General features: G+C 70.6%; 21 protein-coding genes. 12 read left to right on the forward strand and 9 right to left on the reverse strand.

Annotated elements, in window-relative coordinates; translation table 11 throughout:
- Positions 1-55 precede the first annotated feature (55 nt).
- The 3 genes from U3653_RS11510 (at position 56) to U3653_RS11520 (ending at position 2298) form a co-directional block, all read left to right on the forward strand.
- Positions 56-1300 (forward strand): AAA family ATPase, encoded by a 1245-nt coding sequence (locus U3653_RS11510; RefSeq protein ID WP_195078607.1) that lies wholly within the window; start codon positions 56-58, stop codon positions 1298-1300.
- Positions 1301-1320: 20 nt separating this feature from the next.
- The gene (locus U3653_RS11515; protein ID WP_195078608.1) at positions 1321-1644 is read left to right on the forward strand and encodes a hypothetical protein; all 324 of its coding nucleotides are present in this window, start codon (positions 1321-1323) and stop codon (positions 1642-1644) included.
- 129 nt (positions 1645-1773) lie between these two features.
- Positions 1774-2298 carry a GNAT family N-acetyltransferase gene (locus U3653_RS11520; protein WP_397068954.1) on the forward strand — a complete coding sequence of 175 codons (525 nt, stop codon included), beginning with the start codon at positions 1774-1776 and terminating at the stop codon, positions 2296-2298.
- A gap of 170 nt (positions 2299-2468) precedes the next feature.
- On the opposite strand, the gene U3653_RS11525 is transcribed toward U3653_RS11520, so the two are convergent.
- Complete coding sequence (locus U3653_RS11525; protein WP_195078610.1) at positions 2469-3119, reverse strand: ACT domain-containing protein; 651 nt, start codon at positions 3117-3119, stop codon at positions 2469-2471.
- 315 nt (positions 3120-3434) lie between these two features.
- On the opposite strand from U3653_RS11525, the gene gatC reads away from it, so the two are divergent.
- Positions 3435-3734 carry an Asp-tRNA(Asn)/Glu-tRNA(Gln) amidotransferase subunit GatC gene (gene gatC / locus U3653_RS11530; protein WP_067797657.1) on the forward strand — a complete coding sequence of 100 codons (300 nt, stop codon included), beginning with the start codon at positions 3435-3437 and terminating at the stop codon, positions 3732-3734.
- Positions 3731-5242 (forward strand): Asp-tRNA(Asn)/Glu-tRNA(Gln) amidotransferase subunit GatA, encoded by a 1512-nt coding sequence (gatA, locus tag U3653_RS11535; RefSeq protein ID WP_195078611.1) that lies wholly within the window; start codon positions 3731-3733, stop codon positions 5240-5242. The genes gatC and gatA overlap by 4 nt, the downstream gene beginning before the upstream one ends.
- Positions 5243-5306: 64 nt before the next feature.
- Here gatA and U3653_RS11540 read toward each other — a convergent pair whose 3' ends face one another.
- Positions 5307-6194: an SDR family NAD(P)-dependent oxidoreductase gene (locus U3653_RS11540; RefSeq protein ID WP_195078612.1), complete on the reverse strand. Its 888-nt coding sequence runs from the start codon at positions 6192-6194 to the stop codon at positions 5307-5309.
- 108 nt (positions 6195-6302) lie between these two features.
- On the opposite strand from U3653_RS11540, the gene U3653_RS11545 reads away from it, so the two are divergent.
- Positions 6303-6890 (forward strand): TetR/AcrR family transcriptional regulator, encoded by a 588-nt coding sequence (locus tag U3653_RS11545; RefSeq protein WP_195078613.1) that lies wholly within the window; start codon positions 6303-6305, stop codon positions 6888-6890.
- Between the two features lie 90 nt (positions 6891-6980).
- Here the strand turns inward: U3653_RS11545 and U3653_RS11550 are convergent, their stop codons facing one another.
- Genes U3653_RS11550 through U3653_RS11560 form a run of 3 tightly spaced genes read right to left on the reverse strand, consistent with a single transcriptional unit; the run spans position 6981 to position 9616 of the window.
- The gene (locus tag U3653_RS11550) at positions 6981-7427 is read right to left on the reverse strand and encodes an SRPBCC family protein (RefSeq protein ID WP_195078614.1); all 447 of its coding nucleotides are present in this window, start codon (positions 7425-7427) and stop codon (positions 6981-6983) included.
- 54 nt (positions 7428-7481) lie between these two features.
- Positions 7482-8825: an alpha/beta-hydrolase family protein gene (locus U3653_RS11555; RefSeq protein WP_195078615.1), complete on the reverse strand. Its 1344-nt coding sequence runs from the start codon at positions 8823-8825 to the stop codon at positions 7482-7484.
- Positions 8822-9616: a hypothetical protein gene (locus tag U3653_RS11560; RefSeq protein ID WP_195078616.1), complete on the reverse strand. Its 795-nt coding sequence runs from the start codon at positions 9614-9616 to the stop codon at positions 8822-8824. The genes U3653_RS11555 and U3653_RS11560 overlap by 4 nt, the downstream gene beginning before the upstream one ends.
- Before the next feature lie 167 nt (positions 9617-9783).
- Between U3653_RS11560 and U3653_RS11565 the strand changes: the two genes are divergently transcribed.
- Together U3653_RS11565 and U3653_RS11570 are read left to right on the forward strand one after the other, a co-directional pair.
- The gene (locus U3653_RS11565) at positions 9784-11004 is read left to right on the forward strand and encodes a sensor histidine kinase (protein ID WP_195078617.1); all 1221 of its coding nucleotides are present in this window, start codon (positions 9784-9786) and stop codon (positions 11002-11004) included.
- A 341-nt stretch (positions 11005-11345) separates the two neighbouring features.
- Positions 11346-12011, forward strand: a complete 666-nt coding sequence (locus tag U3653_RS11570; RefSeq protein WP_039799687.1) for a response regulator — start codon at positions 11346-11348, stop codon at positions 12009-12011.
- A gap of 1 nt (position 12012) precedes the next feature.
- Here U3653_RS11570 and U3653_RS11575 read toward each other — a convergent pair whose 3' ends face one another.
- Positions 12013-12861 carry a serine hydrolase gene (locus tag U3653_RS11575; protein WP_323124192.1) on the reverse strand — a complete coding sequence of 283 codons (849 nt, stop codon included), beginning with the start codon at positions 12859-12861 and terminating at the stop codon, positions 12013-12015.
- Between the two features lie 297 nt (positions 12862-13158).
- On the opposite strand from U3653_RS11575, the gene U3653_RS11580 reads away from it, so the two are divergent.
- Positions 13159-14928, forward strand: coding sequence for a serine/threonine-protein kinase (locus tag U3653_RS11580; protein WP_195078619.1), 1770 nt, complete (start codon positions 13159-13161; stop codon positions 14926-14928).
- 10 nt (positions 14929-14938) lie between these two features.
- Here U3653_RS11580 and U3653_RS11585 read toward each other — a convergent pair whose 3' ends face one another.
- Genes U3653_RS11585 through U3653_RS11595 form a run of 3 tightly spaced genes read right to left on the reverse strand, consistent with a single transcriptional unit; the run spans position 14939 to position 18544 of the window.
- Entirely contained in the window at positions 14939-17431 is a 2493-nt protein-coding gene (locus tag U3653_RS11585) for an FtsX-like permease family protein (RefSeq protein ID WP_195078912.1), read from the reverse strand.
- Positions 17432-17474: 43 nt separating this feature from the next.
- The gene (locus U3653_RS11590; RefSeq protein ID WP_195078913.1) at positions 17475-18182 is read right to left on the reverse strand and encodes an ABC transporter ATP-binding protein; all 708 of its coding nucleotides are present in this window, start codon (positions 18180-18182) and stop codon (positions 17475-17477) included.
- A 53-nt stretch (positions 18183-18235) separates the two neighbouring features.
- Complete coding sequence (locus U3653_RS11595; RefSeq protein WP_195078620.1) at positions 18236-18544, reverse strand: hypothetical protein; 309 nt, start codon at positions 18542-18544, stop codon at positions 18236-18238.
- Between the two features lie 158 nt (positions 18545-18702).
- Between U3653_RS11595 and U3653_RS11600 the strand changes: the two genes are divergently transcribed.
- The 3 genes from U3653_RS11600 to U3653_RS33305 all read left to right on the forward strand — a co-directional run bounded on the left by U3653_RS11600 (position 18703) and on the right by U3653_RS33305 (position 23231).
- Positions 18703-20016, forward strand: coding sequence for a sensor histidine kinase (locus U3653_RS11600; RefSeq protein ID WP_195078621.1), 1314 nt, complete (start codon positions 18703-18705; stop codon positions 20014-20016).
- A gap of 163 nt (positions 20017-20179) precedes the next feature.
- The gene (locus tag U3653_RS11605; RefSeq protein WP_195078914.1) at positions 20180-20833 is read left to right on the forward strand and encodes a response regulator; all 654 of its coding nucleotides are present in this window, start codon (positions 20180-20182) and stop codon (positions 20831-20833) included.
- A 70-nt stretch (positions 20834-20903) separates the two neighbouring features.
- Complete coding sequence (locus U3653_RS33305) at positions 20904-23231, forward strand: serine/threonine-protein kinase (protein WP_435406561.1); 2328 nt, start codon at positions 20904-20906, stop codon at positions 23229-23231.
- Positions 23232-23233 lie beyond the last annotated feature (2 nt).

Consider the following 23233-nt stretch of genomic DNA (forward strand, 5'->3'; position numbering starts at 1 on the left):
CGGAGGTCACCGGCCTGATGTCGCCCGGCCGTCGCGCAGACGGAAGTATGGCGGCATGCTGCGCTGTTTTCAGGTGACCAATCACAGATCGCTGGCCGACGAGCAGGAGTTGCGGCTCACCAAGGGGAGCGGGCCGGTGGCGGTGCCGGTGACCGCGGTGCACGGCGGCGCCGCTGCGGGCAAGACGAACCTGATCGATGCGCTCTGGCAGATGCGCGACGCGGTGCTGCACTCGGTGACCGGGTGGGACCCGTACGCGGGTCCTGTCAGGGCGCCGCACCTCGGATTCCCGGACCGGCCTTCGCAATTCGTGGCGGCGTTCGTCGCCGAGGGCGTGCCGTACACCTACGGGTTCCGCTTGGACAACGCCGACGTGACAGCGGAATGGCTGCACACCCAACCGCGGTCGCGCAAGCGAATCGTGTTCGAGCGCAACGACGAACAGATCAAGATCGGTCCGATGTTCGAGGCGGCGCGCTACGGCATCACCGCGCTGGCTCCGCTGGTGCGCCCGAACTCCCTGCTGCTCAGCCTGGCCGGGCAGATGTACTCCGACGCGCTGGTGCCCGCCTACCGCTGGTTCGAATCCATGCTCGAGGTGCAGCGCGGCCCCGTGGAACCCGACGCCATCGCCCACCGGCTCGGCAGCCACATCTCCCGCTCGCCGGACAACGCGGCGCGGCTGCTGACGCTGCTGCGCACGGCCGAGCTGGGCATTACCGACCTGCTCGTCGCCGAACACGATCCGATGTACGCCGACTACCTGCGCGACCTGGACGCCGACATCGCCGGCTTGGGCAAGCAGATCGACCTGTGCGCCTCATCGCCCGCCTATGCCGACCAGTTGCTGCGCGACAACGGCCTGACCGCCGTGCTGCTCGAGCGCGAGCTGACCAATCTGAAGGCCGCGCGCGACGCGCTGTACACGCGCATGGTGGCCCGGCGCGGCGTCGGCCTGAGCCTGGTGCACGACGGCATCGACGCCCCGTTCGGCCTCGGCGACGAATCCTCCGCCACGCTGTCGTTGCTGCGGGTGCTGCCCGCCATGCTCGACGCGCTGGACGCGGGCCGGGTGCTCGCCGTCGACGACATCGGCGCGTGCCTGCCCGCCGAGGAGACCGATCGGTTGATCCAGCTGTTCCAGAACCCCGAGACGAACGCGCGCGGGGCGCAGTTGATCTTCACCACGAACAATCGGACGCTGATCGACCGGGGCAACGGGCGCTCGCAGCGCACCCGCACGTCGGTCTGGCAGGTCCGCCGCACCGCGCAGGGCGCCAGCGAACTCACCCCGGTGTGACGCGCACCTAGCATGGGGACATGCTGGAGTTCGTCGCGCTCGTGACCCTGACCGCCGCGCTGGTGTCGCTGATCGTGTTCGCCATCCGAGGCAAGCGCGGCTACCGCCCGGCGAACCCGGAGGAGGGCACGCTGTACATCACCGGCGTGAGCCCCTGTCCGGACGCCTCCGGCGAGCAGTACGTGACGATCACCGGGAAACTGACCGGTCCTTCGGTCCCCGGCAAGATCGTGTACGGCCGTTTCGTCTGGGACACGCGCTCCTGGCCGTCGATCGGCGATCTGCTCACCGTCGTCTATCCGGCGGGCAAGCCCGACCACTGGCAGATCTCTCGTCCCGGCTGAGCGGTCGCCGCGGCCCGCGGGAGACGCCGAGTCGGCAGGTGACATGCCGAAGCGGTGCCCGGGCAGTGCGTCCCGCACCGAGGACAATGTGCCGTAGCTCACGTTATGGCGGATGGCATCATGCCGGGTATGGATGTGCGGGACGCGAATGTCGTCGTCCGGGCGGCGCGGCCGGAGGAGTACGCGGCGATCGGCGAGCTCACGGTGGAGGTCTACGTCGGCGAGGGCTATGTGGAGGCGGGCAGTTGGTACGCGGGGGAGCTGGCCGACACCGCGCGCCGCGCCGCGTCGGCCCGGATCCTGGTCGCCACGCACGGGGACCGGATCGTCGGCTCGCTCACGGTCGCACCGGCGGGCAGTCCCTACGCGGAGATCGCGCTGCCGGGTGAGCTGGAGTTCCGGATGCTCGCGGTCGCGAAGGCCGCGCGCGGGCTCGGCGCGGGAACGGCGTTGGTGCGCACCGTGATCGACCTCGCCCGCGCGGAAGGTTGCGCGGCGGTCGCCCTCACCACCATGGCCGCCATGGCCGACGCCCGGCGGATATACGACCGCTTCGGCTTCCGTCCCGTGCCGAGCCGGGACTGGCGTACCTCCGCGGGGGAGTTGCTGCACGTACTCCGGCTACCGCTCGGCTCTTCCGGCGATTCCGCCTAGGTTCGTCCGGCCGTCACAGACGGAAGCTCCCGGGCAGGGCGTCGAGCACCTGTTTCCATGGGGCTCCCGGTGCGGTGGCACCACCCTGCCGGGCGCTCGATCGGCGACGCGCCGAAATCTCGCCTGGATGTCCTCGTTCGCGCCGCGAAAAGCCGCAGCGCCCGTTGGGATCAGCCGAGGACGGTGGCGACGATTCCGGCGAGGTAGCCGAGACGGGCCACCTCGGAGGGCCGGAAGTCGGGACCGCCCGGCCTGCCGAGCAGCAGCACCTTGCCGGTGTTGCCGAGCGGAGCGGCGGCGAGTTTGGTGTCCATGTCGCGCCAGATCTCCGGCACCCAATCGGCTTCCGGATCGAGCACCGTCGGCTTCTCCAGCGGCATCCACGGCGCCGAACCCGCTTGTGTCTGTGGGGCACTCGGGCTGCCCACCACGCGGTAGGCCCCGTGCGGCCCGATGTCGATGATCGTGCTCCAGCCGACCCGCAGCACCCGGGGCACGCCGTCAACCAGCACTTGCATCCGGTCGTCGCGGGCGCTGGCCACCTGATCGATGAGTTCGAGTTCGCGGTGGGTGTCGAGCACGCCGGAGTACGGGCGGATCGAGTCCACGTGCACGTCGCCGATCGATTCGGCGGCGGTGATGAGGGTGTCGGGGAGTGCGCCGGAGGGCACCTCGACGACCAGGTCGTCGACGGCGTAGCCCGCGCCGCGCTCCACCACGTCCAGCGAGAGGATGTCGGCGCCGACGGAGCCGAGTGCGAGGGCGAGCGCACCGAGGCTTCCCGGTCGATCCGGAAGTTGCACGCGGAGCAGATACGACACGTGCGTTTCCTTTCTTAGGGCGGCCGAGGCTCTGAACGGATACCCGGGTGACGCAATACTTACACCCCTCAGGGCCGGTTATCGAGTCGAAGACCGGCGAGTGACGCGCGCCACTCGGTGAATTCACGTAAAACCGGCGTGTCGGGCTGGTTCGCACGGACGTGTCGCGGGCCGGAGGCGGTTGCCGGGGGCCTGCTGGGCGACGGTTCCCCCGCCGCGCCGACGAAGCCCGGGTGCCGGGCGGTGACCCGGTCGCCGGTGGCTAGGCTGTGTGGGTTGAGCACTGTTGATAACGAAGCCGAAAGGGGTCCCGCGGTGCCCGCCATCTCCCGCGACGAGGTCGCACACCTCGCCCGGCTGTCCCGGCTCGCGCTGTCCGACGCGGAACTGGATCAGTTCGCCGGACAGCTGGATTCGATCCTGAGCCACGTGCGGACCATTTCCGAGGTAGCCGCCGCCGACGTCCCGGCTACGGCGTCGCCGAACCCGGCGACCAATGTGACCCGTCCCGACGAGGTGGTGCCGGGCCTGACCCCGCGGGAGGCGCTGTCGGGCGCGCCCGCGGTGGACGAGCAGCGGTTCATGGTGCCGCAGATCCTGGGAGAGGGCGAATGAACGCAGCATCGCATGGCGACGGCCGGGCGACGGGTGGGTCGGATCCGACCGCGCTGTCGGCGGCCGAGCTGGCCGCGAAGATCCACGGCCGCGAACTGTCCTCGGTCGAGGTCACCCAGGCGCACCTGGACCGGATCGCCGCGGTCGACGGGGAGTACCACGCCTTCCTGCACGTCGCGGGCGAGCGGGCGCTGGAGGCCGCGGCAGCGGTGGACGCCGCGCTCGCCTCCGGCGCCGAGCCCGCCTCGCCGCTGGCCGGAGTTCCGTTGGCGCTCAAGGACGTCTTCACCACCACGGACATGCCGACCACCTGTGCGTCGAAGATCCTCGAGGGCTGGGTCTCGCCCTACGACGCGACGCTCACCACGCGGTTGCGCGCGGCGGGCATCCCGATCCTCGGCAAGACCAACATGGACGAGTTCGCCATGGGCTCCTCCACCGAGAACTCCGCCTACGGCCCCACCCGCAACCCGTGGGACACCACCCGCATCCCGGGCGGCTCGGGCGGCGGCTCGGCGGCGGCGCTGGCCTCGCATCAGGCCCCGCTGGCCATCGGCACCGACACCGGCGGGTCGATCCGCCAGCCGGCGGCCGTCACCGCCACCGTCGGCACCAAGCCCACCTACGGCACGGTGTCGCGCTACGGCCTGGTCGCGTGCGCGTCGTCGCTGGACCAGGGCGGTCCATGCGGTCGAACCGTGCTGGACACCGCGCTGCTGCACGAGGTGATCGCCGGATACGACCCGCGCGACTCCACCTCCCGCGACGTGCCGGTGCCGCCGGTGGTGGCCGCCGCGCGCGCCGGGGCGCAGGGCGATCTGCGCGGGGTCAAGATCGGCGTGGTGAAGGAACTGCACTCCGACAGCTATCAGCCGGGCGTGCTGGCCTCCTTCGACGCCGCCGTGGCGGTGCTGAAGGATCTCGGCGCGGAAGTGGTGGAGGTGTCCTGCCCGCACTTCGAATACGCGCTGTCGTCCTACTACCTGGTGATGCCGTCGGAGGTGTCCTCGAACCTCGCGCGGTTCGACGCCATGCGCTACGGCCTGCGCGTCGCCGACGACGGGCAGCACAGCGCCGAGCAGGTCATGGCGGCCACCCGCGCGGCCGGGTTCGGCCCCGAGGTCAAGCGGCGCATCATGATCGGCACCTACGCGCTGTCGGCCGGCTACTACGACGCCTACTACGGCCAGGCGCTGAAGGTGCGCACGCTGATCGCCCGCGACTTCGACAACGCCTACGAGCAGGTCGACGTGCTCGTCTCGCCGACGAGCCCGTTCACGCCGTGGAAGCTGGGCGAGAAGGTCGACGATCCGCTGGCCATGTACCTGTCGGACCTGTGCACCCTGCCGACCAACCTGGCCGGTCACCCCGCCATGTCGGTCCCGTCCGGTCTGAGCGAGGACGACGGCATGCCCGTCGGCCTGCAGATCATGGCTCCCGCCCTCGCCGACGATCGCCTCTACCGGGTGGGCGCGGCCTACGAGGCCGCCCGCGGTCCCATCGCCTGACGGCGCTTCCTCGCCGAGCCGCTCGGCTTCCCGCCTGCGCGGGGCCGAGCGGCTGTGCGAGTGATCAGGCGGGCCAGGTGAATTCGGGGTCCCTGGCGTAGTCGCCGCGGCGTTGATCCAACGCGAGGGCGACCATCTGGTGCGCGCCGGGCCCGATGATCTTGCGCAGCGGCGGGTCGGGCATGTTCACCAACTCGATCAGGCCCGCGGCGCCGACCTCGGGCGGTGCTTCGACCCACTCGGACTCGGCGGGGGGCTCGTTCGGTGTGTTCCCCGGCTCCGCTTCGGTCGACTCCGTTCCGGTCGTGGAAGTCGCCTCGGCGGGGTAGTCCGGCATACCGAGGACGGCGTCGCGCAACTCCGCGTAGGCGGGGATGCCGGTGGCGAATCGCATGCTCGACTTGGCCCAGTCGGTGTCGAAGCCGCCCATCTGCGCGAGCGTGACCCGGATGCCGAAGGGGCGCACTTCGTCCGCGAGCGAGGCGCTGAATCCCTCCAGGGCCCATTTGCTCGCGTTGTACAGGCCGAACAGGGGGAGGCTGCCCACGGCCCCGACCGTGGAGATCTGCACGATGTGTCCCGAGCCCTGCTCGCGCAGATGGGGCAGCGCGGCTCGGGAAACCCATAGGGCCCCGAAGAAATTGGTGTCCATCTGGTCGCGGATCTGCGTCTCGGTCAGTTCTTCCACGGCGCCGACCAAGCCGTAGCCCGCGTTGTTCACGATCACATCGATCGTGCCCATCAGCGCGAACGCCTTGTCCACGGTGGCGTTCACGCTCGCGTGGTCGCGCACGTCCAAAGGCAGCACGGTCAGGCGGTCGTCGGCGATATCCGCGAGCGATTGCGGATTGCGCGCGGTCGCGACGACACGATCGCCCTCGGCGAGCGCGGCCGTGGTGAAGGCGCGGCCGAGGCCGCGGCCGGCGCCGGTGATGAACCACGTTCTGGTCATGGGTGATCCTTTCGTCGCGAGACGCTGCGTCTCGCCGGATACCGTGCCAAGCCGTTCGCTCGTTGTCAAGACGAGACGTATCGTCTCGTTGTCTGCTACCGTGACCGGATGGCCGACACTCCCACCGCCGCGCGCCGCAGCGAGCGCGCCCGTGCCGCGATACTCGCCGCGACCGCCGAGCTGATCCGCGAGGTGTCCTACGCGAAATTGGGCATCGAGGCCATCGCGGCCCGCGCAGGCGTCGGCAAACAGACGATCTACCGCTGGTGGCCGTCGAAGGGCGCCGTCGTGTTCGACGCCATGCTCGAATCCGATTCGGGGCCGGAAGGCCCCGCCCTGCCCGATACCGGCGACATCGCCGCCGATCTGCGCCTGTTGCTGCGCGGCTCGGTCGTCGCGTTGACCGATCCGGGTTTCGAATCCTTCCTCCGTGCGATGTACATCGAAATCCAGCAGGACGCCGAGCTGGGCGCCGCCTACCGTGAGCGTCTGCTGCTGCCCCAGCGCGCCGCCGTCGCCGATCGCTTGGCCGCCGCCGTCGCCGCGGGCGAACTGCGCGCGGATCTGGATCTCGAGCTCGCCATCGATCTGCTGCTCGGCCCGGTACAGATGCGGTGGTCCCTCGGCCTCGGTGGCCTCACCGAGGAATATGCCGACGCCGCGCTCGACGCCGCGCTGGCCTATCTGCGGGCCTGAGCCCAGGGGGTTCTACTCGACCAGACGGGCATTGGACAACGGCTTCCCGTCGAGTTTCTCGGTCCGGTCGGACGGCTGGACGGCGGCCCTTCACGAAGCGCGCAGCGATTCTGCCTGCTTCTGGATGCCGTCGGTCATGCCATCGAAACCCCGGCGCAGATCCTTGCCGAGCAAGGCGACGACCACTGGGTGCAGCCATCCGCCGAGTTCGAAGTGTGATTCGTAGCGGGTGCGGTTGTCCGGCAGCGGCGTCACGGTGTGCGAGCGCAGGCTGTGCAGCGCGCCGAGGGGCACCGGTTTCATCGAGTAGCCGAGCTCACTGCCGGGGGTGTGCGAGCGGATCCATTCCCGCTGCTTGCGCGGCTTCGAGCCGGAGAGCCGGACGAGCATGTCGATCGGCTCGCCGGGCACCAGCGAACTGCGGCATTCGGTGACGAACGGATTCCACTCGCCGTAGCGCGGGAAGTCGGTGATCACCTGCCACACCAGGTCGGCGGGAGCGTCGATGTCGGCGGCGAGGTCGATGACGAAGGCCATGAGGAAATTAGAACATGTTCTACGTATGCGAGTGCGGCTGCCGTGCCGAACGGCTCAGCACGAGCCCATCAGTGTCCCTTGATCCCGGCCGTAGCGGTGGCCGTGGCCGGGCGGAGCGTCCAGGGCGGCGAGCAGGTCGGCGGTGGTCTGCGCGAAGCTGATCACCGGAAGCCACCGCGGAACCGGGGCGTCGACGCGGGCGCCGGTCAGGTCGGGAGCGCGCCACAGCTGGGAAAGCGACCAGTGGATCACCGGATCCGAGCTGTTGGCCAGCACCGTCGCGCCGCCGCGGTTGACCCGGTTGGCGGGCGGGCCCGCCCAGAGGACCGCGCAGGTCCTGGCGTCCTGCTCGGCGTCGTCGGTGAAGACGGCGTTGCCGCCGAGTGCACCGAGACTCTGCCCGTACAGGTAGAGCTTCGGCTTGCGTGGCAGGGTTTGGATGTGGTGTTCGACGGCGGTGAACAAGGTGCGCGCGGCGGTCACCGCCGTGTCCCTGCCGAACACGAACGTCGCCCAGCTCGGCAGATAGGAGTATTGCAGCCCGACCAGCGCCACATCCCCGTCGAAGCGCCGATCGAAGCCCGCCACGGCGTTCGCATCGATCCAGCCCGATCCGGTGGGCACCGTGACGACCAGGTGCGAGCGCGCGAAGCCGCCCGAGCGTTCCAGTTCCTCGATCGCCAGCGCGACGCGGCTGTCCAGGTCGGGTGCGGAGGCCACCCCGACGTACACCCGCACCGCGCGCACCGACGCGTCGCTGACGAACTTGCGTCCCTCGGCGCCCAGCGACGTCCAGCTCACCGCCGACTCGGCGGTTCCCGACCCGCTGTGCGAAACCGGCCGTACCACAGCCGGATCCAGCTCGGCATTGGCCCGCGCGTACGCCGTCTCCCGCCATCCGACCAGCGCGGGCACGCCGACCAGATACAGCAGCACCGCCGCGACGGCGGCCAGCGAGACGCCTCGCGCCCAGCCCAGCTTCCGCCGCGTCCAGGCGATCGAGTGGGTAGCCGCCGCGAGCAATCCGACGATCAGCGCCGCGCCGACCGCGCACCGCACCCAGTAGTCCGCGCCGATCGGCGGCGTGCCCATCGCGGCGCGCAGCCGGTTCTGCCAGTGTCCCGCGTTCGCCGCGGCTCCCACCACCAACACCGATGTCGCGATCGACAAGGGCAGCCGCAGCCACGCATGCCGACGATCGACGTCGAAACCGCTTCGCCGCAAAAGGATTCGCAGTGCACCTGCGGCACCGAGCGTCAGCGCCGCGAGGAGCCCGGTCAGCACGGCTTGCGCGCCGGGCGTGCGAGGGAGCAGGCCCGGAGCCAACGACGCCAGCGTGCCCACCCCGATGCCGAGCGTGGTGCCGATTCGTGGCGTTCGGATGCGGAATCCCGTCATCGCCGCACCGTCGCCGCGATGGGGGCAGGCGGCACGACACCCGAGGGTCCGGAGCCGCGCCGCCGGGTGCGGACGACGAAAACAGCACCCAGACCGGTGATTCCGGCGGCGAGCACACCGAGCAGCTTCCGGCTCGGCCCCGAGTCCGACTCGACGGCGCCGAACAGCGGCTCCACCACCGGCGCGCCGTAGTCCTGCCGTCGCGAGTTCAGATCGACGGCGGTGTTCGCGATCGATGCCATCGCCTCGCAGCGGGCGCGGGAGAACGAATCCACGCGGGCGGCGCAGGCCTGGTGCATCTGCCGGTCCAGCGTCGCGTCGAGGGCCTGGCGCGCCCACGGGCCCAGGGGTTCGCCGCGCCGGTCGGCGTAGCGCAGCAGGTCGTAGCCGAGGTCGTGAGCCTTGCAGGCGGTGTCGAACTCGGCGGGCAGCGTCACCGGAGACGAGCAGTCGCCGTCCGGATCGACCAGCATGCCGTCCACCGTGCTCGGCCGGTACCCGAACGACGCGGCGAAGTCCGCCGGGATCGCGGTGAGCGCGCCGGGGCCGCCCGCGGCCAGTTCGGCGACGGCGGCACTCGCCTGCGGGCTCTCGATGGGCGCTGCCGCCGCGGCCGCCCGCGGGGCGGGGGAGAGGAAGACCGTGGCCGCCATGGCGGTCAACGCCGTCGCGGTGAGCGCGGCGTAGCGGCGCGTCTGCACGGTGACGGAAGAGATAGCGGCGGAATGGTTTCGGGCTCCTGCGGCCGATGCGAACCGGGTCTCGCGCCCGGCGCTGGTCGGTGTGCTCATGGCGACGACGTTAGGGACCGGCTTCCCGCGCTCGCCTCACGCCCGGGGAGGTTTCGCGGGCCGTGCCGCCGGGGGAGCCGCCGCGAGGTCTCGTACCGGGGTATCGGGGCGGAAATCACCCGTGGGTATGAGGCGGCGGTGATCTGCGAGTTCCTAGTGTCATAGGCATGAACCGAGAAAGTCGCGACTGGACGCGACGGCTGGACGCGCGGACCTGGTTCGACCTCGGCACGGTGCTGGTCGCGCTGATCTGGTACACAGTGGCCTGGCCGACCCTGCACCTGACCCACGCGGTGCCCGCCGCGGCGCAGCCGTTCATCGCGGCCCTCGCCGCGTTCCCGGTGCTGCTGGTGCGGATCAACCCGGCGTTGGGCTGGGCCATCTCGGCGGGCTCCGCGCTGGTGATCGCGCTGGCGATCCCGCACCAGCCGGGCAACGAGCTGCCGTTCCAGGTCGTGCACGTGCTGTGCCTGCTCGCGCTGCTGTTCGCGGTGGCGTTGCGCGCGCCGGGGCAGATCGTGGCGGTGGCATGGGCGGCGACGGCCCTGCTGTTCGCGACCACCATGCCCGGCGAAGGCGACGCGTTCGCCAACGCCGCGTGGGGCTGGCCTGTCGCGCTGGCCGCGCTGGTGCTGTTCGGCCTGCTCGTCCGCTGGCTGGCGCTGTCGCGGCGGCAGCTGGTGCGGCAGGAGGAGGAGAACGAACTCGAGCGGGCCCGCCGCGCGATCCTGGAGGAAAAGGCGCGCATCGCCCGCGATCTGCACGACGTCGTGGCACACCACATGTCCTTGGTGGTGGTACAGGCGCAGACCGCGCCGTACCGGGTGGACGGCGTCACCCCGGCCGCGCGCGCCGAGTTCGAGTCCATCGGCGCCACAGCACGCGAGGCCCTCAACGAGATCCGCGGCATGCTCGGCGTGCTGCGCAGCGACGGCCAGTTGCCAGAGCACGCGCCCCAGCCGAAGGCGGCCGACGTGATCGGCCTGTTCGAGGGCGCGCGCCGGGCCGGCGTAGGTATCGAGTGGACCGTCGACGGTGCCCTGGACACCATCCCGGAGACCACCGGTCTCGCCTTGTTCCGCGTGGTGCAGGAATCACTGTCCAATGCCTCCCGGCATGCTCCTGGCGCACCGGTCCAGGTGCGCATCGTCCGCGGCGCGGAGCTGCTGCTCGAAGTCGAGAACGCGCCGGGCGCAACACCGGCCCGTGCGGTCGGCAACGGCGGCCACGGCATCGCGGGCATGCAGGCGCGCGCGGTGGCCGTCGGTGGCGAGGTGACGGCCGGGCCGCGCGCGGACGGCGGTTTCCGGGTGCGCGCGCGCTTTCCGCTCGGCGCACCGGAAGCCGATGCCGCCGTTGCCGCAGTGCACGGCGAACCAGCACGCTGACTGCGCTGCCGCCGGGTGATGAAGCAGCATGACCGGCGGCGTCGATCGGAGCCATGGGCGGCGATGGCCGAGCGGTGTGCCGCCGCTCTCGCCTCTGCCCGCAGGCGTGGCAACCGGCGCGGACACGAGGAAGGCGCCGATGGCGAATCGCGCAAGGAAGCGGTGCGGAGATTCCGTCGCATCCTGGAGCGTCGCGAACGCCGAGATCGGGACCGGTACCGTCCGAACCGGGGAAACCCCTCCGGCCCTCGACGCCGGGCCGCCGGCCGATCGGCGTGTCACCGCGTCGGCCGGGCGCACGGGCACAGCGCGCAGTCGTGGGGGGCAATTAGGGTGAGCGGGTGGCAATTACGGTGTTGATCGCCGACGACCAGGCGATGGTCCGTCAGGGGTTCGGAGCGTTGCTGGCCGCGCAGCCGGATATCAGCGTGGTGGGCGACGCGGCGGACGGCAAGGTCGCGGTGGCCGAGGCGAAGCGGCTGCGCCCGGATGTCGTGCTGATGGACGTGCGCATGCCGGAGATGAACGGGCTGGACGCGGCCCGCGCCATCCTGGCGGCCGGGTTCGACCCGCCGGTGCGCGTGCTGATGCTGACCACCTTCGACATCGATGACTACGTCTACGAGGCGCTGAGCCTCGGCGCCAGCGGGTTCCTGCTCAAGGACGCTCCCGCCGAGGAACTGGTCCGGGCGGTGCGGGTGGTCGCCGACGGTCAGGCGCTGCTCGCGCCCACGGTCACCCGCAGGCTCATCGCCGACGTCACCCGCCGCCGCAGCGCGGCCCGCGCCAAGCCGTCGCCGCAGTTGTCGGCGCTGACTCCCCGTGAGCGGGAAGTGCTGGAGCTGATCGCGAAAGGCATGTCGAACTCCGAGATCGCCGAAACGCTGTTCGTGGCCGAGCAGACCGTGAAAACCCATGTATCCAAGGTTTTCTCGAAGCTGAATCTGCGCGACCGGGCGCAGGCGGTGGTGCTGGCCTACGAAACCGGCCTGGTCACCCCGGGCTGAGTCACATCGGCGGGCAGGATCCGCCGCGCAGTTCGTCGAGGTGACGGCCGAGCATCCGCGCCATCCGGCTCAGGATGGTGGTGGAGTCGTCGAAGCTGCCGGAATCGGCCGTCGCCGCCAGCGCGACGGCGATCATGCCCGAGCGCACCGGCACCAGGCCGAACTGGCGGACGGTGTAGACGCCGGTCTCGTCGTCGGGGCCCCATCCGCCCTTGAACGCCGTGCCCTCCAGCACACCGAGACCCCAGGCCTGCTCGGGCGTTATCTCCGTCATCAGCTCGGTGACCTGGTACGACTCGGGCAGGCACGGCAGCCGGGAGGCGAAGCGGGCCTGATTGGCCAGCGTCCATTCGGTGCCGCCGAAGGAGGTGTAGTCCAGCGTGGTGCGCGGGCCTGCCACCCCGGTCGTGGCGTCGCCCGCCTCGTCGATCACGTCCTGCACCGCCTTGGCCGCTTCCAGCCCGTCGCCGAGCGACTGCCACAGCGCTTCGGCGGCGTCGTTGTCCGACCATGTGATGGCGGCTTCCACCTCTTGGAGGATGCCTTCCTGCGAGTCGTGGCGCAGCGCAGCGATCGCGAGCGGCACCTTGATGGTCGACCAGGCGATGCCGCTGACCCAGTCGCCGAAGACGGTCATCCGGCCACCGCCGACCGGCATGATCGCCATGCCGACCTGTCCGCCCAGCTGCGGCTGCAACTGGGTGAAATCGGCGGCCAGGGAGTCGGGCATGGACACGGCCAGCCGTGGCCGCCACGCTCCCGCGGTGTCGACGACCACGGCGGGCGGATCGGTATCCGGCCGATCACCGGGAAGCAGAGTGCACGAGGTCAGCGTGAGCAGCACCACCATCGCTCCGGCGCGTAGCGCAGAACGACACGTCGAAGCAGATCTCGTCGACCTCACCACCGAGTCCTCCCCACCACCGGTGACGCGTCGCGCTGTAGAACGGCGGTGCAAAATATCTCATCGGGCCCGCCCGGTCGGTGACCGGACAGGAGACATCACCGCGGCGCGCGGTGGCGTCGACGGCACGATGTCTCGACCATAGTTTTGCCGATCTTCCCGGAGAATTCGAAACCACGTGGCCACGGCGTCACCCGGTAGGCTCCTGGATCGGTAGGAAAGCGGTCACCTGAAGGGGGCGTGTTGCTCGACAGCGGTGCGGTGTTCGCCGGGTTCACCATAGAGAAGCTCCTCGGCCAGGGGGGAATGGGATCGGTGTATCTGGCCCGTCACCCCAGACTTCCTCGGCAGACCGCGCTCAAACTGCTCAACCGGGAGCTGTTCACCGACGTGGAGGTCCGGGCCCGCTTCGAGCGGGAGGCGGACCTCGCGGCACAGCTGGATCATCCCAACATCGTCGCGGTGTACGACCGCGGCGCCGAGGACGAGCAGCTGTGGATCTCCATGCAGTACGTCGACGGCGTGGACGCGGCCACGGTGAACCCGCAGAGCCTGCCGCCGGAGCGCGCCGTGCAGATCATCGAGGGCGTCGCGTCGGCCCTGGACTACGCGCACGGGATGGGGGTGCTGCACCGCGACGTCAAACCGGCGAACATCATGCTGGCCCGCGCGGTGGGCGGCCACGGCGAGCGGGTCTTCCTCACCGATTTCGGCATCGCCCGGCTGCGGGAGGATTCCACCCACCTGACCCAGACCGGCATGTTCACCGCGACGCTGGCCTACGCGTCGCCCGAGCAGATGACCGGGGCCCACCTCGACCACCGCTCCGATCAGTATTCGCTGGCCTGCGCGCTGTACTGGTTGCTGACCGGCGTCGCCCCGTTCGACGCGCCCGCGCCGGCCGACATCATCCGCGGCCACCTCCAGTTGCCGCCGCCCTCGGTGGCGGCCGTGCGCGCCGGTCTGTCACCCGCGCTCGACGCGGTGATCGCCAAGGCCATGGCGAAGCGACCTGACGACCGCTACGTCTCCTGCGCCGAATTCGCCTCGGCCGCACGGCGAGCGCTCACCGAACCCGCTCCCACCGTGGTGGCCGCGCAGTACCAACCGCAGCCCGCGCCCACCGTCCTGGCGCAACCGTCCTATCCCGCGCCGGAGGCGAGCCCGCCGGCCTACAACCCCTCCGCCGTCGGCTACACCGCGCCGCCGCAGTACGCCCCGAATCCGATGAGCGGCCAGCAGTTCCCGGCGTCCGGCGGCTATGCCGCGACGGCTCCGCAGCCGGGTTACCCAGCGGCGCCGCCGCATTCCGCCGCCCCGCCGATCGGTTATCCGCCGCAGCCGAGTTATCCGTCGCAAGGCCGCTCCAACACCGGCCTGATCGTGACGATCGTCCTGGTGATCGTGGCGTTGCTGGTCGGCGTCGGCATCTTCGTGGCGAAGGTCGGATTCTCCGATTCCGCGTCGCCGCTGGACCTCGCCACCAAGGCGCCCTCCGGCCCGTCCGACGCGGACAAACTCGCCAAGGCGTTCCCGAAATTGCTGCCGCAAGGCGTGGACACCAAATACAACATCGGTTCCGGACCTGGCTACGGCGGCAAGACGTGCTTCCTCGGCACCGCCGAACCGGGCAGCAAAGTGTCCAGCGCCAACGGCGTACCCGATTTTCCGAACTGGGCGACGGCGTGGAACTGCTGGGGCACCCCGATCGCCGAGCCCGACTACGTCCTCATCGGCTTCAAGTCGGCCGCCGACGCGCGAGCCGCGGTGCTGGACCTGCCCCCGAACACGCCGGCCACCGAACGCAACAACGGCGAGTCGTACTCGACCTACCGGTGGCAGGAGAAGGCCGGTGGACTCCCGGACGGCTACCTCGTCGTCGGCTTCGACGACCCGGCCCGGTCGAACTACCTGCTGTTCGCCACGGTGACCCTCACCGACAGCATGCCCACCTCCGGATTCGGCATCACCTCGGCGAAATTCAAGACGTGGTTCGCCGACCTGCCGCTGTGAACCGGCGAACTCAGTCGACCGCCAGCGCCTCCACGATGGGCATCCTGGCGGCGCGCAACGCGGGCGGAATCGACCCGAGCAACGCGAGCACCAGCGCGACCGCGGCGTAGACCAGCAGCATCGGGCTCGGCCGGTAGGTGACGTCGATGGTCAAGGCGTGCCCGAGGGCGACCGTGGCCAGGAACTGCACCGACGCGCCGAGCGCGAGACCGAGCACCGCACCGACGATGCCGATGCCCGCGGCCTCCGCGAGCACCGAGCGCATCAGGAACTTGGGCCCGGTGCCCATGGCGCGCAGCACGCCGATCTCCCTGCGCCGCTCCAGCACCGACAGCATCAACGTGTTGAGCAACGCGACCGTGGCGACCAGCACCACGATCCAGAGAATGGAATTGCTCATCGCCATGCCCTGCCGGATGCTCGACGAGGCGGCCACCACCGTGTCCGCGCCGGTGTCCACGTTCAGTTCCGGCGGCACCACCTGCCGGATCGCCGCGAACACCGCCGCGCGATCGGCGCCGGGCGCGATGTCGAGCGCGATGACCGTCTCGCCGGGCCGCTCGTACCAGCTGCGCATCAGGTCCAAGTCCATCATCACCACGCCGGCGATGGCGGAGAAATACGGAATCACCTGCAGGACCCGCACGGTATGGGGGCCGGTGGGGGTCGGCAAGGTCAGTTCCGCGCCTGCGCCGACGCCGAGCGAGCGCGCCACGTCGCGCGAGATCGCCACGCCTTCCCCGGCCGACAACCGGGCGACCGACTCGTCGGTGAGCATGCGCATCCGCGTCTCCCTGGCATCCGGCGGAAACCCTTGCAGCATCACGCGACTGCCGCCGAGCGTGGCGAAGGCCATCTGCGCCGGGCTCAGATGCGCGACCCCGGGCACCGCCGCCAGCTTGCCGGCCAGATCCGCGGGCAGCAGCGGCCCGGTCGGGAACTGCGCCATCGAGGCGGGGCTGACGTAGACGTCGTTGCGGGCCAGATCGGTGAAAGTGACGGTGGCCGAGTCGATCATGTTGCTCGACGCGCCGCTCATGCCGACGGTGGCCCCGACGCCGATCATCACCGTCATCGCCGTGGCCCACACGCGCCGCGGCGAGCGTTCCAGCGTGGTCGCGCCGAGTGCGCCGGGCGCGCGGAACCAGCGCGCGATCCCCGCCGCGGCCCGCACGATCGGGCCGGTGGCGGCGAAGCAGATCAGGATCGCGGCGATGAACGACATCGAGATGGCGGTCAGCGAATAGCGGCCCAGATCGCTGCTCGCGATCAGCACCGCAGCCCCGGCCAGCCCGCCGCCCGCGAGGGCCGCCAGCCAGCGCAGCAGCGGGCTCGCCGTGTCGGTCCCGGCCGCACCGACCGGGGCCAGCGCCTCGATGGGCCGCACCCGGTACACCTGGCGCGCGGCCAGCGACGCCGCGAGCACGCTGGTGAACACGCAGGCCACCACGGCGAACGGAATCACATACCAGGGCACCGAGTATTCGGTGCGCGCCTCGACGGACTCCACGATCGCGGTGGGCAGCGTGCCGATCGCGACGCTGCCCATGAACACGCCGATGGCCGCCCCGACCGCACCGCCGAGCACGCCGAGCAGCGCCGCCTCGGCCAGCAGGTCGCGCACCATCGGGCCGCGCCTGCCGCCGATCGCGCGCAGCAGCGACAGCATCGGCCTGCGCTGGGCGATCGCCATGCTCATCGCGTTGTAGATGAGGAACGCCGAGACGATCAGCGCGGCGGCCGACGCCATGGTGGTGGAGTAGCGGACGATCTGCACCGCCCCGCCCGCCTGCGCGGTGCGCAGACTCGGCTCGGCCACCACCGCGCGTCCGTCCACCACGTCGGTGAGCGCCGCGCGCACCTGTCCGAGGTCGGCGCCGTCGGCGGGGATGATCTGCACCGAATCCAGCCGCCCCGCCCGGTCGGTGATCTTCTGCGCGAGCCCGAGCGGAGCGGCGACGAGGTGACCGTCGTTGAGTTTCCCGGACGTCTCCGCGTCCAGAACGCCCGCGACCGTGACCGTCGTGCCGCTCAGCGTGAACTGCTCGCCTTCGGCGCGGCCGAGTCCGGAGCCGACCAGCACACCATTGGGCACCGAGAGCAGCTTCCCCGTGAAAGCGCTCATCGGCGTGGTCAATTCGCTGCCGAGCGCGCCGATGTTCGCGTCGGCGCCGATCAGCAGCGCTCGGTCGGCGCCGGTGCCGATCTGCGTGCGCAGCATCGGCACCGCCACCGCGACGCCGGGTGTGGTCGCGATCCGCCGCAGCAATTGCTGGTCGAAGCCGGCGTCGGTGATCCCGCTGACCTCCAGTTGCGCCTTGCCGCCGAGGCCGCGGGTCAGTCTGTCCACCGAGCCGGTGACCGAGCCGGAGATGCTCAGCACCGCCACCAGCAGCGACGCCGAGACGCCCATCACGACCAGCGACATGAAGGTGCGGCCGCGATGGGCGAGCAGTTCGCCGATATTGAACAGCCGCAGGCGATCCCACGCCGCGCCGATCATGCCGTGCCCCTTCCCGCCCGCGCCATCACCTTCCACCGACCGCTCACGCGTTGACCGTCCGCTCGACCTTGTCGTTGGACCCGATGCGGCCGTCGCGCAGCGTGATCACGCGGTCGCAGTAGGTCACCGCGCCCATGTCGTGGGTCACCATCACCACCGAACTGCCCGATCCGGCGATCTCCCCGAGCAATTCGAGGATGGAGGCGCCGGTCTTGGAGTCGAGATTGCCGGTGGGCTCGTCGGCCAGGATGAGCGGCGGATCCATGATCAGCGCCCGCGCCACCGCCACGCGCTGCATCTGTCCGCCGGACAGTTCGGCCGGACGATGTTCGGCGCGCGCGGCCAGGCCCACCCGGTCGAGCAATTCCATGGCGCGCGGCTTCGCCTTGCGCAGACCCGTGCCGTCCAGCAGTTTGGGTATCGCCACGTTCTCCCAAGCCGAGAGCGTGGGCAGCAGGTTGAAGAACTGGAACACGAAACCGACCTGGTGACGCCGGAATTCCGATTGCTGTTCCTCGTCCAGCGCGCCGATCTCCTCGCCGCGGAACCGGATCGAGCCCGCGTCGGGACTGTCCAGCGCGCCGAGCAGATGCAACAGCGTGCTCTTGCCGGAACCGGACGGTCCGATGATCGAAGTGAATTCCCCTGTCTCGATGCGCAAGGCGACGTCGTCGAGAGCGCGGACCGCTTGGCCGCCGACCCGATACTCCTTCGTCACGCCCGATAGTTCCAGCATCGCCGGTTCCGGCATCGTCGTCCCCCGCTCCGTATGGTCGATCAAAGTTCTTCGTTCCTCGTCGCGCGTTACCGCGCCATGGCCTCCGACGCGAGTTTGCGGCGACGATACTGCGCGTCGAGCACCGCGCGCAGCACCGGCTGCTCGGCCGCGAGTTCCAAGTAGGCCTCCATCGCCGTCGATCCCTGGTCGAGCTTCGCGGCGAAGTGCAGATTCCACCGGTAGCGCAGCGCCAGCAGCAGCCCTTCTTCGCCGCCGAACAGCCGATCCAGGCCGGGGAGCCCGGCGAACAGGTCTGGATCGGCCGGGTCGAGCGCGGCGCGGGTGAGTACGGTGTGCACGATGTCGGTTCGAGCGTGCTGATCCGTCCAGGACATGGCCATCGCCTTCCTCTGTGAACTACCGCCAACGCTACGGACGCGACGACCTTGTTGTCGTCGTGCCAGGGACCCGAATGCGTCTCCGACCACGGTAGGAGCCGCGTCCCGCTCGCGGGACGATGTACCGGCCACGATGCGGCGGCTAGCCTTACAGAATGGGTTCGACCGGCGTATCCGAAGCACCGCCAGGTACGCCTCGCGCGGGCCGCGTGCGGGCCTCGGTCCGGCGCGTCGGGCAGCGGTGCTCCGAGTTCGCGCGCGATCCGGTCGCGGCCTTCCGGCGTAGCGTCGAGGAGTTGCCGTACGACTACCCGCCGTCGGTGATCGTCAGCGTCGACATCGCGGTCTTCGCGGTCGCGGTCGCGGCCGCGGTGCAGCGGCACAGCTATTTCCCGACCCTGCTTCCGATCGTGGCGGTCCTGCTGACCTGTGCCTTCGGTCCGTTGCACGCGTTGCTCGGCGTGCTGCCGCGCCCGCTGCTGCTCGGCGTGCTCGCCATGGCGGCGGAGGCGTTGTTCCTCGCCCAACCGGTCGAGGCCGACTTCGCGCCGTTCGTGCTGGTGGCCGCCGCGGGCGAGATCGCGGCGATCGCGCCGAAACGGGTGAGCATCCCGGTCACGATCGCGATGATGCTGCAACTGGCCGCCTTCGCGGTGATCGGCCATGTGCCGGAGGGTCTGCCGACCTATCTGGTTGGCATCGCCTTCGGCTGGATGGCCGGGCTGATGCTGCAATACCAGCGCCGCTTCCTCTACCAGGAGCGCGGATATCAGGACATCCGCGCCGCGCAGGCCGCCGACGAGGAACGGCACCGGATCGCCAGGGAAGTGCACGACGTGATCGCGCACTCGCTGAGCGTCACGCTGTTGCATCTCACCGCCGCCAGGCACGCCCTGGAGGCCGACCGCGACGTGGACGAAGCCGTGGAGGCGCTGACCGACGCCGAGCGGCTCGGCAGACAGGCGATGGCCGACATCCGCCGCACGGTCGGCCTGCTCGACGCGCGCCCCTGGAAGCAGGTTCCGGAACCGGGTGTGGAGGACATCGAGGATCTGGTCGGCGATTTCGTGCGGGCCGGGCTGGACGTGCGGTACGACCGCGCGGGCGATATCGGAGCGGTGTCACCCGCGGTCGGGCTCGCGCTGTACCGGATCGGGCAGGAGTCGCTGGCCAACGTCGTCAAACACGCGCACGGCGCCTCCGCCACGATCCGGCTCGCGGTGGACACGACCATGGTGACCCTCACGGTGGACAACACGGTGCCCGCCGGGCTGCCCGCCCAGCGCGGCGCCGGCATGGGCCTGTCCGGGATGCGGCAGCGCGCCGAACTGCTCGGCGGTCGCATGACGGCAGGTCCGTCCGGCCGCGACTGGTCGGTGCGCGCGGCTATTCCGCTCGCACCCGGCCGCGGCGGATTCTCGTGTTCGGTGCTGCCGGGGGCGGCGCCGGCCGGACGGGAGGGTTCGTGAGCAGGCGTCGGCGATTCGTGTCCGCGGCAGCGCGCGCTGCCTGGCAGCGAGGAGGACTTGTGTATCGGAGAGCCGACCGAGCAGGGAGCGTGCCGCAGCCGAGCGCGGGCGAGGTGCGGTCGTGAGCGTGCCGACACCCGCAGGCGGCGAGGACGCCGTGACCGTGCTCGTGGTCGACGACCAGGAACTCGTGCGCGGCGGTCTGCGGCGCATCCTGCGCAGACGCGACGGCTTCGTGGTCGCCGAGTGCGCCGACGGCGACGAGGTGCCCGCCGCCGTCGCGGCAGCCCGCCCCGACGTGGTGCTGATGGACCTGCGGATGAAACGGGTCGGCGGCATCGACGCCACCAGAATGCTGCGGGCCGGCGACGGCGCTCCGCCGGTGCTCGTGCTCACCACCTTCGACGACGACCAACTGCTGTCCGGTGCGCTGCGCGCCGGCGCGGCCGGATTCATCCTCAAGGACTCGCCCGCTGAGGACCTCATCCGCGCGGTGCGGATGGTCGCGGGCGGCGGCGCCTGGCTCGATCCCGCCGTGACCGGCCGCGTGCTGTCGGCCTACCGCACCGTCCGCCCGGTGCGCACCAGCACCGACGCGCGGCTGTCGGAATTGACCGCGCGCGAATACGAGGTGCTCGAACTGATCGGGCGCGGCCGGGTGAACGCGGAAATCGCTCGGGAACTCGGTATCTCGGAAGTGACCGTGAAAAGTCATGTGGGGCACATCTTCGGCAAGCTCGAGCTGCGGGATCGGGCCGCGGCGATCGTGTTCGCGTTTGACCACGGGGTGGTGGCACCCGGAGAATCCACTCTGTGACGGGCAGGCTCCGGTCGCGTACCGCGTGATCTCGGTGTGTGATCCCTGCCCGGGATGCGGAGGATGACGGGTGCAGGAATCCGGGCCGAGAACCGGCACGCGGTTCGGGCCGTACGAACTGCGGTCGTTGCTGGGCAAGGGGGGAATGGGGGAGGTATACGAGGCGTACGACACGGTCAAGGACCGGGTGGTCGCGGTCAAACTGCTCTCCGAAGAACTCGCCAAAGATCCGATGTACCAGCTGCGTTTTCGCCGCGAATCGCAGGCCGCGGCGCGGCTGGCCGAACCGCACGTCATCCCGATCCACGACTGGGGCGTGATCGACGGGGTGCTGTTCATCGACATGCGGCTGGTGCGGGGCGTCGACCTGCGGACCCTGTTGCGCAGCAAGGGGCCGCTGAGTCCGGCTCGCGCCGTCGGCATCATCGAGCAGATCGCCTCGGCCCTGGACGCCGCGCATGCGAACAATCTGGTGCATCGCGACGTGAAACCGGCGAACATCCTGGTCACCGACGCGGATTTCGCGTACCTCGCCGATTTCGGCATCGCGCACACCGAAGGCGACAGCGCGGTGACGCTGGTCGGTATGGCCGTCGGCTCCTATATCTACATGGCGCCGGAACGCTTCGACGTCGGTCCGGTGACCGGCCGCGCCGATGTCTACTCGCTGGCCTGTGTGCTGCACGAGTGCCTGACCGGAGCGACGCCGTTCCCGGCGGCCAGCATGAATGTGCTGATCAAGTCGCACATGTCCGATCCGCCGCCGCGGCCGAGCGCGCAGGCCAGTGGCATTCCCGCGGCGTTGGACGAGGTGGTGCACCGCGGTATGGCCAAGGATCCGGCCGACCGCTACCCGACCGCCACCGCGCTGGCCAGGGCCGCCCGCGCCGCCCTTGCCTCGGCGCCGACCGGGCCGACGCTGGTGGTGCGCGCGCCCGATCGGTCGCAGCAGGCGGTCGCGCCGGAATCGACCGGTGAACTGTCGCTGCCCGCGGTGATCCATCCGAGCGCGCCGACCGTTGTCCGCCCGACGGAGTTCCACTTCACGCCGCTGCCAGCGTCGGATGCGCCGGAGCCGCCGCGAGCGCAGCACCCGCCGGAGGTGGAACTGCCTCCGATCCGCCCCTTCCCGGACGCGCACCTGTATCCGGAGACGCAGGCGTACCTGGAGGCCGCCGGATATCCGCAGCCGGAGCCCGTCGTTCCGCCGACCCAGGTGTACCCGCAGCCGCCGGAGCCCGCCGCGCCGCCCACGCAGGTGTACCCGCAGCCGCCGGAGCCCGCCGCGCCGGGTCCCCAGGTGTATCCGCAGGCTTACGCCGAGCCTGCCGCGCCTCTCGATCCCGCATATCCGCGACAGCCCGACGACTCCGCTTACGCCGATCCGGATTCCACCCGGGTGTATCCGGAGCCCGCTGCGCCGGTGGACGGATATCGGCAGGGCTATGCCGATTCCGCCGTATCGGGGAATTTCGATCCGGCGTATGCGCGACAGCCGGACGACTCCGCGTATGCCGATCCGGACTCCACCCGGGTATACGCGGAACCGGCTGTCGCGCAGCAATATTCCGATACGCCGCAGGCCTACCCGCAGGTTCCCGGCGACGCCTTCGCCGAGGGGCATCCCGGGCTCGGGAACTACCCGCAGTATTCGGACCCGGCCCACCCGTCGGGCTCGGTCCCGCCGCACGGCACGTCCGGCTACCTCCCGGAACCGGACTCGGCCCCGACCCAGTACCTGGCGCCGTCCGAGCACGACGGGCACGCGGCTCGCACCGACTACCCGCCGCACGGCGACTATCCCGCGCGCACGGGCCACCCACTCGGCCGGGCGGAACCGGACTACGGCTATGACGACTACGACCAGCCCGATTACTCGGCGTCTGGTCAGGGTCGCTCCATCGCGCTGCCCATCATGGTGGCCGTTTTCGCCATCGTCGCGCTGACCGTCGGCGGCGCGATCGCGTGGCAGTCGTTCGGCCGCGGTCAGGTCGAGACGACCTCCGCCGCCGCGCACTCGGAGGCGTCCGCGCCCGCGGCCCGGCCGACCACCCAGGCGCCGAGCCGCACATCCGCGCCGTCGGCCACGTCCACCTCGGCGAAGCCGTCCCAGGTCACGTTGCCCGCGGGTGCGAAGGCGTGCGGTCAGGGGCAGGCCGCCACCGGGGCGTTCACCCAGTCGGCGACGGGCACCCCCGTGACCAGCTGCGCGTTCGCCGAAGAGGTGCGCAGGGCTTATGCCGCGCTCGGCCAGGCGCAGAACGCGACTCGTGACGCGCCACGCACGGTCGTCGCGACCAGCCCGGTCACCGGCCGCACCTACACCATGAACTGCCTGCCCGAAGGCCAGCTCGTCACGTGCAGCGGCGGCGAGAACGCGGTGGTGTACGTCTACTGACG

Origin of the sequence: Nocardia implantans (assembly GCF_035544775.1) — a bacterium.
GTDB lineage: Bacteria > Actinomycetota > Actinomycetes > Mycobacteriales > Mycobacteriaceae > Nocardia > Nocardia implantans.

Coding starts and splice junctions, on each gene's coding strand:
- U3653_RS11520 (WP_397068954.1), top strand. CDS start 1,774: ATGGATGTGCGGGACGCGAATGTCGTCGTCCGGGCGGCGCGGCCGGAG.
- U3653_RS11575 (WP_323124192.1), bottom strand. CDS start 12,861: ATGGTGGTGCTGCTCACGCTGACCTCGTGCACTCTGCTTCCCGGTGAT.
- U3653_RS11565 (WP_195078617.1), top strand. CDS start 9,784: ATGAACCGAGAAAGTCGCGACTGGACGCGACGGCTGGACGCGCGGACC.
- U3653_RS11555 (WP_195078615.1), bottom strand. CDS start 8,825: ATGACGGGATTCCGCATCCGAACGCCACGAATCGGCACCACGCTCGGC.
- gatA (WP_195078611.1), top strand. CDS start 3,731: ATGAACGCAGCATCGCATGGCGACGGCCGGGCGACGGGTGGGTCGGAT.
- U3653_RS11590 (WP_195078913.1), bottom strand. CDS start 18,182: ATGCCGGAACCGGCGATGCTGGAACTATCGGGCGTGACGAAGGAGTAT.
- U3653_RS11510 (WP_195078607.1), top strand. CDS start 56: ATGCTGCGCTGTTTTCAGGTGACCAATCACAGATCGCTGGCCGACGAG.
- U3653_RS11545 (WP_195078613.1), top strand. CDS start 6,303: ATGGCCGACACTCCCACCGCCGCGCGCCGCAGCGAGCGCGCCCGTGCC.
- U3653_RS11600 (WP_195078621.1), top strand. CDS start 18,703: ATGGGTTCGACCGGCGTATCCGAAGCACCGCCAGGTACGCCTCGCGCG.
- U3653_RS11585 (WP_195078912.1), bottom strand. CDS start 17,431: ATGATCGGCGCGGCGTGGGATCGCCTGCGGCTGTTCAATATCGGCGAA.
- U3653_RS11550 (WP_195078614.1), bottom strand. CDS start 7,427: ATGGCCTTCGTCATCGACCTCGCCGCCGACATCGACGCTCCCGCCGAC.
- U3653_RS11540 (WP_195078612.1), bottom strand. CDS start 6,194: ATGACCAGAACGTGGTTCATCACCGGCGCCGGCCGCGGCCTCGGCCGC.
- U3653_RS11560 (WP_195078616.1), bottom strand. CDS start 9,616: ATGAGCACACCGACCAGCGCCGGGCGCGAGACCCGGTTCGCATCGGCC.
- U3653_RS11595 (WP_195078620.1), bottom strand. CDS start 18,544: ATGTCCTGGACGGATCAGCACGCTCGAACCGACATCGTGCACACCGTA.
- U3653_RS11515 (WP_195078608.1), top strand. CDS start 1,321: ATGCTGGAGTTCGTCGCGCTCGTGACCCTGACCGCCGCGCTGGTGTCG.